This is a genomic window from Curvibacter sp. GW821-FHT09D12 (assembly GCF_059416245.1).
Genome location: NZ_JBWKOU010000005.1, coordinates 125,653 through 140,526 on the forward strand (window position 1 = coordinate 125,653; position 14,874 = coordinate 140,526).

General features: G+C 70.8%; 7 protein-coding genes. 5 read left to right on the forward strand and 2 right to left on the reverse strand.

All coding sequences use genetic code 11. The annotated features are described in order from the left end of the window. Positions 1-18 precede the first annotated feature (18 nt). Genes recC through recD form a run of 3 tightly spaced genes read left to right on the forward strand, consistent with a single transcriptional unit; the run spans position 19 to position 8,935 of the window. Positions 19-3,477 carry an exodeoxyribonuclease V subunit gamma gene (gene recC / locus AC07PT_RS10030; protein WP_494656597.1) on the forward strand — a complete coding sequence of 1,153 codons (3,459 nt, stop codon included), beginning with the start codon at positions 19-21 and terminating at the stop codon, positions 3,475-3,477. Next, complete coding sequence (recB, locus tag AC07PT_RS10035) at positions 3,474-7,100, forward strand: exodeoxyribonuclease V subunit beta (RefSeq protein ID WP_494656598.1); 3,627 nt, start codon at positions 3,474-3,476, stop codon at positions 7,098-7,100. The genes recC and recB overlap by 4 nt, the downstream gene beginning before the upstream one ends. Beyond that, positions 7,097-8,935, forward strand: coding sequence for an exodeoxyribonuclease V subunit alpha (recD, locus tag AC07PT_RS10040; RefSeq protein WP_494656599.1), 1,839 nt, complete (start codon positions 7,097-7,099; stop codon positions 8,933-8,935). Before recB ends, recD begins: the two co-directional genes overlap by 4 nt. A 6-nt stretch (positions 8,936-8,941) precedes the next feature. Here recD and AC07PT_RS10045 read toward each other — a convergent pair whose 3' ends face one another. Continuing rightward, positions 8,942-11,254 carry a putative bifunctional diguanylate cyclase/phosphodiesterase gene (locus AC07PT_RS10045; protein WP_492347329.1) on the reverse strand — a complete coding sequence of 771 codons (2,313 nt, stop codon included), beginning with the start codon at positions 11,252-11,254 and terminating at the stop codon, positions 8,942-8,944. Between the two features lie 286 nt (positions 11,255-11,540). Between AC07PT_RS10045 and lplT the strand changes: the two genes are divergently transcribed. Then, entirely contained in the window at positions 11,541-12,791 is a 1,251-nt protein-coding gene (gene lplT / locus AC07PT_RS10050; protein ID WP_494656600.1) for a lysophospholipid transporter LplT, read from the forward strand. Between the two features lie 29 nt (positions 12,792-12,820). On the opposite strand, the gene AC07PT_RS10055 is transcribed toward lplT, so the two are convergent. Beyond that, positions 12,821-14,074 (reverse strand): glycosyltransferase family 4 protein, encoded by a 1,254-nt coding sequence (locus AC07PT_RS10055; RefSeq protein WP_492347327.1) that lies wholly within the window; start codon positions 14,072-14,074, stop codon positions 12,821-12,823. A 173-nt stretch (positions 14,075-14,247) separates the two neighbouring features. Between AC07PT_RS10055 and AC07PT_RS10060 the strand changes: the two genes are divergently transcribed. Continuing rightward, on the forward strand, positions 14,248-14,859 hold the full coding sequence (locus tag AC07PT_RS10060) for a hypothetical protein (protein WP_492347326.1): 612 nt from the start codon (positions 14,248-14,250) through the stop codon (positions 14,857-14,859). Positions 14,860-14,874 lie beyond the last annotated feature (15 nt).

Genomic DNA, 14,874 nt, shown 5'->3' on the forward strand with positions numbered 1-14,874 from the left:
ATTGCGCCGTCTTTGTTCATGTCGACCCCTACCCGGCCTTCGCACCCCCCTGGCTTCATGGTGCTGCACGGCAACCGCCTGGAAGACCTGCGCGATCTGCTGGTGCAGTTTCTGCGCACCCAGCCGCTGGCGCCTCTGGCGCCCGAGGTGCTGCTGGTGCAGAGCGCCGGCATGAAGCACTGGCTGGAGGTGTCGCTGGCCGACGACGCGGCCCTGGGCATTTTTGCCGCCACCCGCATGGAGCTGCCCAGCGGCTTTCTTTGGCAGGTTTACCGCCAGGTGCTGGGCGCCGACCAGGTGCCCACCCACATGCCCTTCGACAAGTCCAGCCTGGTGTGGCGCCTGATGCGCCTGCTGCCGGCGCTGATCGAGCAGCGCCCGGTGTACCAGCCGCTGCAGCGTTACCTCAGCGAGGCCCCGGACGGGCGCAAGCTTTACCAACTGGCCCTGCAACTGGCCGATGTGCTGGACGGCTACCAGAGCTACCGTGCCGACTGGCTGGCCGCCTGGGCCCAGGGCCGCGACGTGCTGACCCAGCCGCAGGGCCCCGATCTGCCGCTGGACCCGGCCCAGGCCTGGCAGCCGGCGCTGTGGCGCGACCTGCGCCGCGACGTGGGCGAAGCGCTGGCCGAGGCCTCGCGCGCGGCGGTGCACGCGCGTTTCATGGCGCGCCTGCAGCAACTGAGCCGCGGCGGCGAGCGCCCGGCCGGCCTGCCCGAGCGCATCGTGGTGTTCGGCATCTCGTCGCTGCCGCACCAGGCGGTCGAAGCCCTGGCCGCGCTGGGCCAACTGAGCCAGGTGCTGATGCTGGTGCACAACCCCAGCCAGTATTACTGGGGCGATCTGGTCGAGGGACATGCCCAGCTGCGCCAGCAACTGCGGCGGCGCCAGCGCGTCAAGCCGGCCCAACTGGAGGCGGCCCAGGCCGCCCGTCCGGGGCACCCGCTGCTGGCCTCGTGGGGCAAGCAGGGGCGCGACTACCTGCACATGCTCGACGAGTTCGACAACGTCGAGGGCTATCGCCACCGCCTGGTGCGCGTCGAGGCCTTTGTCGATCCGCTCGACGACCTGGCCCAGCCCACCCAGCTGGCCCAGCTGCAGTCGGGCATGTTGAACTTGCAGACCCCGATCGAGCCCTGGGCGCTGCGGCCAGACGACCACTCGATCACCCTGGTCACCTGCCATTCGGCACAGCGCGAGGTCGAGGTCCTGCACGACCAGTTGCTGGCCTGGTTCGAGGCCGACCCGGCCTTGCGCCCGCGCGACGTGATGGTCATGGTGCCCGACATCGCCGTGTTCGCGCCCCACATCCAGGCCGTGTTCGGCCGCTTTGCGCCCGGCCAGCCGCGCCACATCCCGTACTCGGTGGCCGACCGCTCGCCGCGCCAGTCGCCCATCGTGCAGGCGTTGCAGGCGCTGCTGTCACTGCCGCAGTCGCGCGTCACCCTGTCGGACTGGCTGGGCCTGTTCGAGGTGCGGGCCTTGCGCCAGCGCTTTGGCCTGGGCGAGGTCGAGGTGGACGAACTGCACACCTGGCTGCAGCAGGCCGGTGTGCGCTGGGGCCTGGACGAGCCGCATCGCCGCCGCTTTGGCCTGCCGCCCGGGGTGGCGGGCGCCGGGCACAACACCTGGGCCTTTGGCCTGCGCCGGCTTCTGCTGGGCTATGCGCTGGGCGAGGGCCGCGGTGACGGCGGGCAGGTGTGGGCCGAGACCCTGGCCCAGCCCGCGCTCAGCGGGCTGGACGCGGCGGTGGCCGATGCCTTGCTCGATGGGGTGGACGCCATCACCGAGACCCTGGAGGCCCTGGCGCATGAGCGGCCCGCCGCCGAATGGGGGCAGGTGTTCCGCGGCGTGGTCGAGCGTTTCTTCGAGGCTGCTGACGAGGCCGAATCCCGCCAGATCGACGCCCTGCTGGCCCCGCTGGAGGCCTGGCTGCAGGCCTGCGAACAGGCCGGCCTGGACAGCCCGCTGCCGCTGGAGGTGGCGCGCGAGCATTGGTTGTCGCAATTGCAGGAGGGGGGCCTGCAGCAGCGCTTTCTGGGCGGTGGGGTGCAGTTCGGCACCCTGATGCCCATGCGCTCGATCCCTTTCCGGGTGGTGTGCCTGCTGGGCATGAACGATGGCGACTACCCGCGCCAGACGGCGCCGCGCGACTTCGACCTGATGGCCAGCAGTTGGCGCGCCGGGGATCGCTCGCGGCGTGAAGACGACCGTTACCTGTTTCTGGAAGCCTTGCTGTCGGCCCGCGACCGCCTCTACCTGAGCTGGCAGGGCCACCGCGCCACCGACAACGCCGAGCGACCGCCTTCGGTGCTGGTGGCGCAGTTGATCGAGCACCTGCACAGCGGCTGGCAGCCCGCGCGCGAGCCCCGGCAGCAGCCCTTGCAGCCGTTTTCCGAGGCGTACTTCCGGGCCGGCTCGGGCTTTCGCACCTATGACAGTGACTGGGCCCAGGCCCACCAGGTGAATGCGGGCGTGCCGGTGGCCGAGCACGCGTTGCCGCCTGAAGCCTGCGCTGTGCCCTTGCCTGACCCCTTGAGCCTGCACGCGCTGCGCCAGTTGCTGCGTCAGCCGGTCGAGGTGTTTTTCAAGGCCCGCCTGGGCGTGGTGCTGGCCGAACTCGACGAGGCCGGCGAAGACACCGAGCCCTTTGCCCTCGATGGCCTGGACAAATACCTGGCCGGCCAGTCGGTGCTGGAGGCCGTCGACCCCGAGCAGGCGCTGGCCGAGCTGCCCCTGCGCGGCCTGCTGCCCCTGGCCGCCTTCGGGCAGCGCGACCTGCTTGAATTGCACGGCCGCGTCGCCGTGGTGCAGGAGCGCCTGGCCCCCTGGGCCGAGCGCTACCCCCAGCCCGTGCCCGCGCAGGCCATCGACCTGCTGGTGGACGGCCTGCGGCTGCAGGACCAGCTCAGCGGCCTGTTCGGCCCCGATGACGCATCAGCGCCCGCCGAAGGCCTCTGGCCCGGCCCTTGTCTGCAGCGGGTGCAGCGCCCAGGCGCGGTGCTGCAAGGCAAAGGCAAGGAGCAGGGCGCCCGGGTCGAGGTGTTGGCGGCGGTCTGGGTCAACCACCTGGCCGGCTGCGCCCAGGGCCTGGCGCTCACCAGCACCGTGCTGGGCCTGGACGGGCAGATCGTGCTGCGTCCGCTGGCGCCCGCGCAGGCGCTGGCCATCCTGAGCGGCCTGGTGCAGGTCTACCGGGCCGCCTGGGCCCGGCCCCTGCCGGTGGCCTGCCTCAGCGCCTGGGCCTATGACCAGGCCCTGCGCCGGGGCAAGGACGAGGCCCAGGCCCATGAGCTGGCCCGCGCCGCCTACGAAGGCGACTACCAGCGCGAGGGCGAAGCCGCACGCTCGCCCTACCTGCAACGCTGCTTCCAGGGCTATGCCGAGCTGCAGGCCGAACTGCCGCACTGGGCCGAGGCCTTGTACGGCGAACTGGCCCGGCACCTGCACCTGGGCCCGCTGGGAGACCCCGCATGAGCACGCCCATCGATCTGAACCCAGGCCCCGCGCTGCAGCGCCTGGACCCCTTGAGCATGCCGCTGCAAGGCCTGCAGGTGATCGAGGCCTCGGCCGGCACCGGCAAGACCTGGACCGTGGCCGCCCTGTACGTGCGCCTGGTGCTGGGCCACACCGAGGCCGGGCTGAGCGCCGAGCGGGCGCTGTTCCCGCCGCAAATCCTGGTGATGACCTTCACCGACGCCGCCACCGCCGAGCTGCGGGGCCGGGTGCGCGAGCGCCTGGCCCAGGCCGCGCGCTGCTTTGCCGACACCGAAGCCGGGCGGGCCCAGGCCGACGACTTTCTGCTCAGCCTGCGCGAGCAGGTGCCCGAGGCGGAGTGGCCGGCCTGTGCCGCCCGGCTCGACATCGCGGCCCAGTGGATGGACGACGCCGCCATCTTCACCATCCACGGTTGGAGCAGCCGCATGCTGCGCCAGCACGCCTTTGACAGCGCCAGCCTGTTCGAGCAGGAGCGGGTGGAAGACGGCGATGCCCTGCGCCTGGCGGCCGCACAAGACTATTGGCGGCGCTGGTGCTACCCGCTGGCGCTGGCGCAGATCGGTGCCATCACCCCGCTGGGGGGCACGCCCCAGGCCCTGCTGGAGCGCCTGCAGCCGCTGTGGGCCCTGGCCGAACGCACCCCCGGCGGGGCCCCCTATGCCGGCCCCGAGCCCGATGCCCTGGTGGCCCGCTGGGCGCAGTGGCAGGCCCGGCGCGAACCCCTGGAGGCCCGGGCCCGCGCGGGCTGGACGCCCGAGCTGGTGCAGGCGGTGGGCGATGCGGCGGCGGCCAAGCAGCTCAAGAATTACCGCCCCGACTGGCTGGCCGGCTGGCTGGCCCAGATGGCGGCCTGGGTGCAGGGCGAGGGTATCAAGCTCGAGGTGCTGGAGCGCTTTGCGCTGCCCCGCCTGGTCGAAAAAGGCTGGGCCCAGGCCGAGGCGCACGCGGCCTTGGCCGACATCGAGGCCTTGTGCCTGCACTTGCAGGCCGAGCCCGACATCGGCCCCGACTGGCTGGCCCACGCGGCACGTGAGATCGGCGCCGCCTACCAGGCGGCCAAGGCCCGGCAGGCGCAGTTCGATTTCTCCGACCTGCTGCAGCGCCTTTACCACGCGCTGCAGGCCCCCGATGGCCGCCTGGCGGCCGCCATCCGGCAGCAGTTCCCGGTGGCCCTGGTGGACGAGTTCCAGGACACCGACCCCTGGCAGTACGGCGCGCTGGCCCGCATCTACCAGGGCCCCGAGGCCCAGACCCTGGGCACCGGCCTGGTCATGATCGGCGACCCCAAGCAGGCCATCTACAGCTTCCGCGGGGCGGATCTGGCCACCTACCTGCAGGCCCGGGCCCAGGCCCAGGCCATCCACACCCTGTCGGGCAATTTCCGCTCCACCCGGGGCGTGGTGGCCGCGGTCAACCACATCTTCTCGCGCCTGGAAGCCCCTTTTGGCGCGGTGCCCTTCGACCGCGTGGAAGCCCGCAACCCCAAGGTGCAGCCGCTGCAGTGCGCCGGGCAGGCCCAGCCGGCCCTCACCGTGTGGTGGCAGTCGCGGGCCGAGCCGGCCACCAAGTCGGCCCTGTTGAACGACATGGCCGCCCTGTTTGCCAGCCAGATGGTGCGCCTGTTGCAGCAGGGCGTGGCCCAGCCGGGCGACATGGCGGTGCTGGTGCGCAATGGCCACGAGGCCCAGGCCATCCGCGCCGAGCTGGCGCGCCGCGGGGTGCGCAGCGTCTACCTGTCTGACCGCGACAGCGTCTATGCCACCCCCGAGGCCCACGAGCTGTGGCGCATCCTGCGCGCCGTGGCCCAGCCGCGCTCCGTCAGCGCGGTCAAGGCCGCCTTGCTGACCCGGCTGTGGGGCCTGTCCTGGCCCGCCCTGGAGGCCTTGCTGCGTGACGAAGACGCCTGGGATGCCTTGATCGACCAACTGCACGCCTGGCAGAAGGTGTGGCAGCAGCAGGGCGTGCTGCCGCTGCTGCACCGCTGCCTGCATGAGCTGCAGGTGCCGCGCCGCCTCATGGACCCCAGCTTGGCCGCGGCCTCACCGGAAGGCCCGCAGGGCGAGCGTCGCCTCACCAACCTGCTGCACCTGGGCGACCTGCTGCAGCAGGCCAGCCAGGGCCTGCAGGGCGAGGGCGCCCTGATCCGCCACCTGGAGGCCCAACTGCGCGATCCGCGTGCCAGCGGTGAGGCCGCCCAGACCCGGCTCGAAAGCGATGCCCATCTGGTGCAGGTGGTCACCCTGCACAAGTCCAAGGGCCTGCAGTACCCGCTGGTGTTCCTGCCCTTTGCGGCGGGCTTTCGCGAGGACAGCAGTGGCGACGAAACGGCCGATGCCCTGCGCCTGGCCGAGGACGTGCGCCTGCTCTATGTGGCCCTGACCCGTGCCGAGCAGGCCCTGTGGCTGGGGGTGACCCCGGTGAAGGGCGACCTGGACGGCAAGAGCCCGCGGCTGCGCAGTGCCCTGTCGCGCCTGTTGGGGCGCCAGGGCCCGGGTGACCTGGACGCCGCCCTGCAGGCCTGGGCCCAGTGCCCCGACATTGCTGTGCAGCCGGCCCCGGCGCCCGACGATCAGGCCTACACACCGGCGGCCGCCGAGCCTGCCCACCAGCCCGCCCTTCAGGCCCGTCGGGCCCTGCGCAGCGGCTGGTGGACGGCCAGCTTCAGTGCCCTGACCCGCGAGCTGATCCCCTTCGGCGCTGAGTCGGCGCTGCCCCCGTCGGAGCGAGAGACCCGCCTGGAAGACGCCCAGGCCGACAGCCTGCCGCTGCTCAGCCCCGAACTGGCGGCCACCGACACCGGGCAGGTCAGCCTGCCCGGCGCCTGGGATGAGTTTCCGGCCGGCAGCCGCTACGGCACTTTGCTGCATGACCTGCTGGAGTGGCAGGCCCAGCGCGGCTGGCCGATCGCCAGGTCTGCAGAAGATGGGGGCGATGGGGCTGAACTTGAGCGTGAGTGGGCTGCCCTGCTGGCCCGCCAGGCCCTGGCCCTCAAACTCGACGAGACCCAGGCCGCCGCGCTGGCGCCCTGGGTGCAGCAACTGGTCCGCGCCGAGCTGCATTGGCCCGGCAACGCCCAGCCCCTGGTGCTGGGGGCCCTGGCGCCAGCACAGTACTGGGCCGAAATGGCCTTCAGCCTGCCGGTGCGCTCGCTGTCGGCGCAGGCGCTTGATGCCCTGATCCGCCAGCGCGTGCTGCCGGGCCAGCCCCGGCCTGCCCTGCAGCCGCGCCAGCTCGAGGGCATGCTCACCGGCTTCATGGACCTGGTGGTCGAACACCAGGGCCGCTACCACGTGCTCGACTACAAATCGAACCGCCTGCCTGACTACGCCCCGCACACCCTGGCCCAGGCGGTGCTCGCGCACCGCTATGACATGCAGTACAGCCTGTACCTGCTGGCGCTGCACCGCCTGCTCAAGTGGCGCCTGCCCGGCTACAGCCCGCAGCGCCACCTGGGCGGGGCGATCTACCTGTTTGCGCGGGGCATCGACCAGCCCGGTCAGGGCGTGTTCTTCGAGCGCCCGCCGCACGAACTCATCGAATCGCTGGACCAGGCCTTCGCGGCGCCCGCGCCCGGCCCCCGCCAGCCGGAGCTGCCTGCATGACGACCTCACCCCTCGCCAGCCTGGCCCAGGCCACCCCCTTGAACCGGCTGGATCTGGCCCTGGCCGCCTTCTTGCAGCAGGCCCAGCCCAGCGAAGACCCGCGCCATTCCTGGCTGGCCGCGTTGGTCAGCCACCAATACGGCCGCGGCCATGCCTGCCTGGACCTGGCCGCCTTGCAGCGCGAGCCTGGCCCCACCCTGGGCTGGGAGGCGCAGGCCCTGCAGGCGCTGCCCGCCGAGCTGACCGACTGGGTTGCGGCCGCCGACAGCCTGCCCTGGGTGCACGGCCCTTGCAGCCCCCTGGTGCGTGAGGGACAACGCCTGTACCTGCGGCGCAACTGGGAGGCCGAGCAGGCCATCCGCCAGAGCATCGAGGCGCGCCTGGCCCTGCCGCCCAAGGCCCCGGTTGGCCTGGCCCAGGCCTTGGCCCAGCTGTTCCCGCCCGATGCGGCGGTGCCCGGGCCCGATTGGCAGAAGGTGGCTTGCGCCCTGGCCGCGCGCCAGCGCCTGACCCTGGTCACCGGCGGGCCCGGCACCGGCAAGACCACCACTGTGGTGCGCCTGCTGGCCTTGCTGCAGTCGCATGCGCGGGCCCAGCATGGCCGGCCCTTGCGTGTGGCCCTGGCCGCGCCCACGGGGAAGGCGGCGGCGCGCCTGGGCGAGTCGATCGCCTCGGCCATCGCTTCGCTGCCCGAGGCGCTGCGCGCCGACATCCCCGCCCAGGCCGCCACATTGCACAAGCTGCTGCAGGTGCGCCCGGGCGGCGGCACGGCGGCGCCGGTGCCCGCGCTGGCGCTGGACCTGGTGGTGGTGGACGAGGCCTCGATGATCGACCTGGAGATGATGGCCCGCCTGCTGCGCGCCGTGCCCCTGCACGCCAGCGTGATCCTGTTGGGTGACAAGGACCAGTTGGCCTCGGTCGAGGCCGGCGCGGTGATGGGACAGCTGTGCCACGGCGCCCAGGCGGGCCGCTACAGCGCGGCCACCGTGGCCTGGCTGGCCGAGGTGGCGGGCGTGGACCTGGGGCCCTGGCAGGGCGATGGCGGCGTGCTGGCCCAGCAGACAGTGATGCTGCGCCACAGCCGCCGCTTTGCCGGCGACAGCCCCATCGGGCAGTGGGCGCGGGCCGTGAATGCGGGCGATGTCGTCACGGTGCGTCAGCTCTGGCAGCAGGCCCCGGTGGCGGGGCGCAGCAGCGACTCGGTGCAGCGCCTGCAGCCGCGACCGGGGGGCGACCCGGCCTTGGCCCCGCTGTGGCGCCAGGGCTGGCAGCCCTGGCTGGACGCCCTGGCGCCCATCGGCCCGGGCGGCAGCAGCGATGCCCAGGCCTTGCAGGCGCTGACGGCGCTGGCCCGCTTCCAGGTGCTGTGTGCGGTGCGCGAAGGGGCCTGGGGCGTGCAGGCGCTGAACCGGCGCATTGCGCTGGCGCTGGGCTTTCCACCCGAGGGCTGGTACCCGGGCCGCCCGGTGATGGCCACCCGCAACGATTACGCACTCAAGCTCATGAACGGCGACATCGGCCTGTGCCTGCCCCATGCCAAGGGTTTGCGGGTGGCTTTCCCCGACGGGGCAGGGGGGGTGCACTGGGTGCAGCCCTCGCGCCTGGACGCGGTGGAGAGCGTGTTCGCCATGACGGTGCACAAGTCGCAGGGCTCGGAGTTCGAGCATGTCTGCCTGGTGCTGCCCGAACAGCCCGTGGCCGTGCTGACACGCGAGCTGCTCTACACCGGCATCACCCGAGCCAAGACCCGGCTGACCCTGGCGGTGCCGGCCGTGCCGGTGCTGATGCGGGCGGTGGAGCGCCAGATCGTGCGCAGCGGCGGCTTGGCGATGTAGTGCTTTTCAAGCAGGGGGGGTGAAGCGCTGCAGCAGCTCAGCCAGCGGCATGGGCCGCGCCAGCAGGTAACCCTGCACATACTGGCCACCACAGGCACGCACCCGCTTGAGCTGGGTGGCGGTTTCCACGCCCTCCACGATCACCCTCAGGCCCAGGTGCCGGCCCAGGTCCAGGATGGTCCGCACGATGGCTTCGTCGCTGCCTTGGCCACTCGGTCCGTTCGGGGGCTCGCCCAGGCCGCGCACAAAGCTGCGGTCGACCTTCAGGGTGCTCAGCGGCAGTTGCTTGAGCAGCGATAGCGCCGAATGGCCTTGGCCGAAGTCGTCCAGGCTGATCTCGAAGCCGGCGGCGCGCAAGCGCTCCATCACGGCCGTGACCTGGGCCGGTTGCTCCATCACCAGGGTCTCGGTCAGCTCCAGCGAGAGCTGGGCGGGCGCCAGGCCATGGCGGCGCGTGAGGGCCAGCAGCTCTTCGGGCAGGGCATTGCGGTGGAACTCGGGTGAGGCCATGTTCACGTGCACCCGCAGGCCTTTCAGCCCGGCGGCCTCGAGGGTGGCCAGGTCGGCGCAGGCCTGGGCGGCCACCCATTGGCCGATCTGCACGATCAGGTGCGCCTCTTCGGCCAAAGGGATGAACACATCGGGCGGCACCAACTGCCCATCGGCGCGGCGCCAGCGCACCAGGGCTTCGATGCCGTGCAAGCGCCCGCTGTCCTGGTCGAAGATGGGCTGGTGGTGCAGGAAGAGCTCCTGCTGCTGCAGGGCCAGGTGCAGGTCCTGCGCCATCTTCAGGCGTTGCATGAGCGTGCTTTGCTGTTCGGCCAGGGCATGCGGGTTGGTCTGCGAGAAAAAGTCGCTGCCATCGCGCCCGTTTTGCTTGATGCGGTACATGGCCGCGTCGGCGCTGCGCAGCAGCTCGGGGGGCGTGCGCCCGTTCTCCGGGAACAAGCTGATGCCTACGCTGGCGCTCAGGCTCAGCTCCACGCCCTCGTGCAACATGGGGCGCCGGGCGGCCTGGCGCACCCGCTCTGCCGCCTCGGCAAAGGCCTGCAGGTCGGCGCCGGGCAGCAGCAGGGCAAATTCATCGCCGCCCAGGCGGCCGGCCGTGGCCCCAACCGGCGCCAGCGCCTGCAGGCGCTGCGCGAATTCGCGCAAGACGGTGTTGCCGGCATCGTGTCCGAAGGCGTCGTTGATGGGTTTGAAGCGGTCCAGGTCGATGAACATCAGGCCGAAATGCTGGCCCAGGGCCTCGGCCTGGCGGCAGGTGGCACCCAGCACCTCGTAGAAGTGGCGCCGATTGGCCAGCCCGGTCAGGCCATCGACCTGGGACAGGTGCAGTACCGTGGCCTGTTGCTCCAGCTTCTGGGCGGTCTGGGCGAGCAGGGCGCCGATGGTGCCCGAGAGCTGGGGCAATTGGGCATCGGGCTGGCGCGCCAGGCTGCTGTAGAACTCCAGCACCCCGGGGCGATGGTCCGACCCATCGCCACTTTGAAAGGTAACCGGAAAGATGTAGCCCGAACGCAGGTGGCTGGCGCGGGCACTGGCGCGCCGCACGAAGTCGGGGTTGGTGCCCATGTTCTCGATCCAGGTGGGCTCGCCGCTTTGCCACACCCGGCCGACCAGCCCTTCGCCCGGGCGCAGCCGCAGCCGCTGGCTGGCCTGGCTGAAGTCGCTCATGTCGTGCTCGCTGGGGTGCCAGAACTGGTGGCAGGCCAGCTGGGGCTGGCCGGCCGGGTCGGTCTCCAGGGCCCAGTAGGCGCCCCAGTCCCAGCCCAGGCTGTTGCACACCCCCTGGATCACGTTGAGGATGGCGCTGCCCAGCGAATGCGAGCCGACCAGGAACTCGGTCAACTCAAAGCCCAGGCGCTCGCGCATCTGGGCATGTTTGAGTTCGGTCACGTCCTGCACGATGCCTTGCTGCAGGTTGGGCTGGGCGGGGTCGGGGGGCAGGGCCGTCATGCGCAGCCAGCGCAGGCCCTGGGTGCGGCTGATCACGCGCAGGTCCAGCACCCAGGGGCGGGCGGCACCCGCCACGAGGTGGGGCAGCAGGCGCACCAGATCGTCCACCACCACATGGGTCAGGCCGTCATCGAGTGGGCCCTCAAGACAGCCCTTGGCGTCGAGAAATTCGGCGGCCTGCGGCGACAGGCTCAGCCAGCCTTCCGCATGGGCCCATTGCCCGAAGCCCGCGGTGGCTTCCAGCGTCGCCGGGATTCGCACGAAGGCGCGCGCCGAGGGGCGAACCAGGGGGCGCGAGAGGGTGGGGGGCGGCATCACCGGGTGGGCAAGGCGGCCGCTCTTTTGGATCGGGTCTGACATGGGGATGGAACTGCTGCAGGGCAGGGCACAGCAGGATCCGTGCCGTGACGCAGTTCGACCGCCCCAGGTGTGGGCATCGGTGCGCCTTCAGGTGGTGCGTTTTGGGGCTGGGTTGCCCATGATTGGTGCAAATGAATTTTTTGGAACCAGATTGGTGCGCCATGGCGCCGCGTCACGGCGGATTCATGCGGGCGTCATGACTGCGTCATGGCGCCGTCATCGCCTCCGGTCCCAATGGCGTCTTCATCCCATCAGGCCGTCCGGACGGCCGTCCAGGCCCACGCGCATGCCCACCGGATTCTCTTTGTTGATCGCGGCCCAGTTCAGCTCCGCCCTGGCCGACAACGCCTTGCTGATCGTCACCATGGCCCTGCTGCAGGAGCAGGGCGTGCCAGGCTGGTGGGCCCCCTTGCTGAAGTTCGCTTTCACGCTGTCGTATGTGGTGCTGGCGCCGGTGGCGGGCCCGCTGGCAGACGCCATGCCCAAGGGCCGCCTGATGGCCTGGATGAACGCCATCAAGGTGCTGGGGGTGTTGGGCCTGTTGGTGGGGGTTCACCCGGTGCTGGCCTATGCCGTGGTCGGCCTGGGGGCCGCAGGGTACGCCCCGGCCAAGTATGGGCTGGTGACCGAGATGGTGCCCGCACGACAGTTGGTGGTGGCCAACAGCTGGATCGAGATCTCCATCGTTTGCGCCGCGCTGCTGGGGGCGGTCACCGGGGGCTTTCTGGTGAGTGCCCTGGTCGCCACATCGGCGGTGGCCACGCAGGCCCGAGAGGCCTTGCTGGCGCTGGGCCTGCCGCTGGATTCGGCCCTGGCCGGTTCGCTGGGGCTGCTGCTTTGTGTGTATGGCCTGGCTGCCGCGCTGCAACTGGGCGTGCCCGACAGTGGCGCCCGCTATGCGCGGCGCGAGATTCACCCCCTGGCCTTGTTGCGCGACTTTGCCGCCAGCAACCGCCTGCTGTGGCGCGACGCCGAGGGCGGCCTGTCGCTGGGGGTGACGACCCTGTTCTGGGGCGTGGGCGCCACGCTGCAGTTTGCGGTGCTGCGCTGGGCCCAGGAGTCACTGCGCCTGCCGCTGGACCAGGCCGCCTACCTGCAGGCCATGGTGGCCGTGGGGGTGGTGCTGGGCGCCGGTGTGGCGGGTCACCGGGTGGCTTTGCACCAGGCGGTGCGGGTGCTGCCAGCCGGGGTGCTGCTGGGGCTGCTGATCGCGGCGGTTTCGCTGACGCAACGTTTTTCCGTAGCCCTGCCCCTGCTGGCGTTGGTGGGGCTGGTGGGGGGGGTGCTGGTGGTGCCCATGAACGCACTGCTGCAGCACCGCGGGCATCAGTTGCTGACGGCCGGGCGCTCGATTGCCGTGCAGGGCTACAACGAGAACCTCAGCATCCTGGTGTTGCTGGCGGGCTATGCCGGCCTGCTGGCGCTGGAGTTGCCCGTGGTGCCCTTGATGGGGGTGTTCGGTCTGCTGATCGCGGCTTGCATGGCGGTGCTGTGGTGGCGCTGCCGACGCCGCCCTTTGGCGCAGCCTGCTGGCTGAAGCCGGGCCGGGCCAGTCCGGTCAGGTGTTCAGAGCGCCAGGCGCGGGGTCGCTGAGGCCGTGCCCGGCTGGGCCAGGGGCCGCCCCTCGGTCAAGGCGTGGTAGAGGCCTTCGATGCGGCTGATGATGCGTTCCCAACTGGCCTGGCAGGCGGCCTCGCGGGCCAGCAGCCCCATCTCGCGCAGGGCCGCCGGATCGGCGGCCAGCTGGGCGGCCAGGCGCACGAATTCGCTCATGTTGCCAAAAGGGGCCAGTGCGCCGTGGCGCCCGGTCTGCACCAGTTGGCTGGCGGCGGCGTAGTCGTAGGCCAGCACCGGCAGGCCGCTGGCCAGCGCTTCGAGGGTGACGTTGCCAAAGGTTTCGGTGACGCTGGGGAACACAAACAGGTCGCCGCTGGCGTAATGGGCGGCCAGGTCGTCGCCATGCCGCATGCCGGCGAACACGGCATCGGGGCAGCGGGCCTGCAGTTCCTTGCGCGAGGGGCCGTCGCCCACCAGCACCAGGCGGGCACGGGGCTGCACCCGGCGAAGGGCCTCGAAGGCCATGGTCAGGGTGCCCAGGTTCTTTTCAGGCGCCAGGCGCCCCACGTGCAGCACCACCAGATCGTCGGGTCCGACGCCCCAGCTCTGGCGCAGGGCAGGGCTGCGCCGTGCCGGGTCGAACAGGCGGGTGTCCACGCCGCGCGACACCACTTCGACGTTGCGAAAGCCATAGTCGGTCAGCTCCTGGCGCAGCCCCTCATCGGGGGTCATGGTGCAGGCCGTGAGGTTATGGAACTTGCGCAGGTAGGCCATGATGGGCTTGTGCAGCCAGCCCATGCCGTAGTGCTTGCTGTAGGCATGGAAGTTGGTGCGAAAGTCGGAGCACACCGGCAGCTTGAGCTGCACCGCCGCCTGCAGGGCCGACCAGCCCATGGGGCCCTCGGTGGCAATGTGCACCACGTCGGGCCGGCGGCGCGCCCACAGGCTGACCAGCGTCTTCTTGGAGGTCAGGCCCATGCGCAGGTGCGGGTAGCGCGGGATGGGCAGGCCGCGCATCAGCACCTCGTGAAACAGCACGTCGTCGCTGGCCTGTTCGCCCCGGGTCTCGGCCTTGGACTGGTTGGGGCGGATCAGCTGGATCTCGTGGTTGCGCTCGCGCAGCCCCTCGACCACGCAGGCCAGGGTACGGGCCACCCCATTGACTTCGGGCGGATAGGTTTCGGTGACGATCGACACCCGCAGCGAGCGCCGCAGGGCAGGGAATTCGTCCACCACGATGGGGTGTTCAGCCGGGGCGTTCATGCGCTGATGGTGGGCCCCGATTGCAACCGTTGTGTGACAGCCCTGGGCTGTGGAGGCGCGTCACCGGACTTTCATATTCGCTGGTCACCATCCGGTCACGCGCCCGTCTGCGGGCCGTCACAAGAACCCACCCACCGGCCCAACGGGCCTGCTCACACGTCAAAGGATCGAAGGTGAAAGATTTTCTGAGTGCCTTGAAAACACAGCGCTGGGACGACCACCGCTACTACCACCACAGCCGCATCAACCAGACCCTGCACCTGATCAGCGCGCTGAGTTTCCTGGTGGCCTATGCCTTGCTGTTCAGCGACCCCGCCCTGGCCGCCTTGCTGGCCTGGGGCGTTTCGATGGTGTCGCGTCAGTCGGGCCATTTCTTTTTCGAGCCGCGCGGCTATGACGAAGTGAACCAGGCCACGCACGAGCACAAGGAAGAGATCAAGGTGGGCTACAACCTGCGCCGCAAGGTGGTGCTGATGGCCTTGTGGGTGGCGGCCCCCCTGGTGCTGTGGCTGAGCCCTGGCCTGGGCGGGCTGATCGCGCCGGCCGATTCGTTTTCGGCCTTCTGGCATCAGGTGGGCTGGGCCTGGCTGGTGGTGGGGGTGGGTGGCCTGGTTTTCCGCACCGTGCACCTGTTTTTCCTGAAGGATGTGCAGACCGGCCTGGTGTGGATGACCAAGATCATCACCGACCCCTTCCATGACGTGTTCCTGTACCACAAGGCGCCCCTGTACCTGCTGCGCGGCGAGCTGCTGGACCCGATGGCCCACGCCCGCAAGCAGCACTGAGGCCGCCGCCTCAGT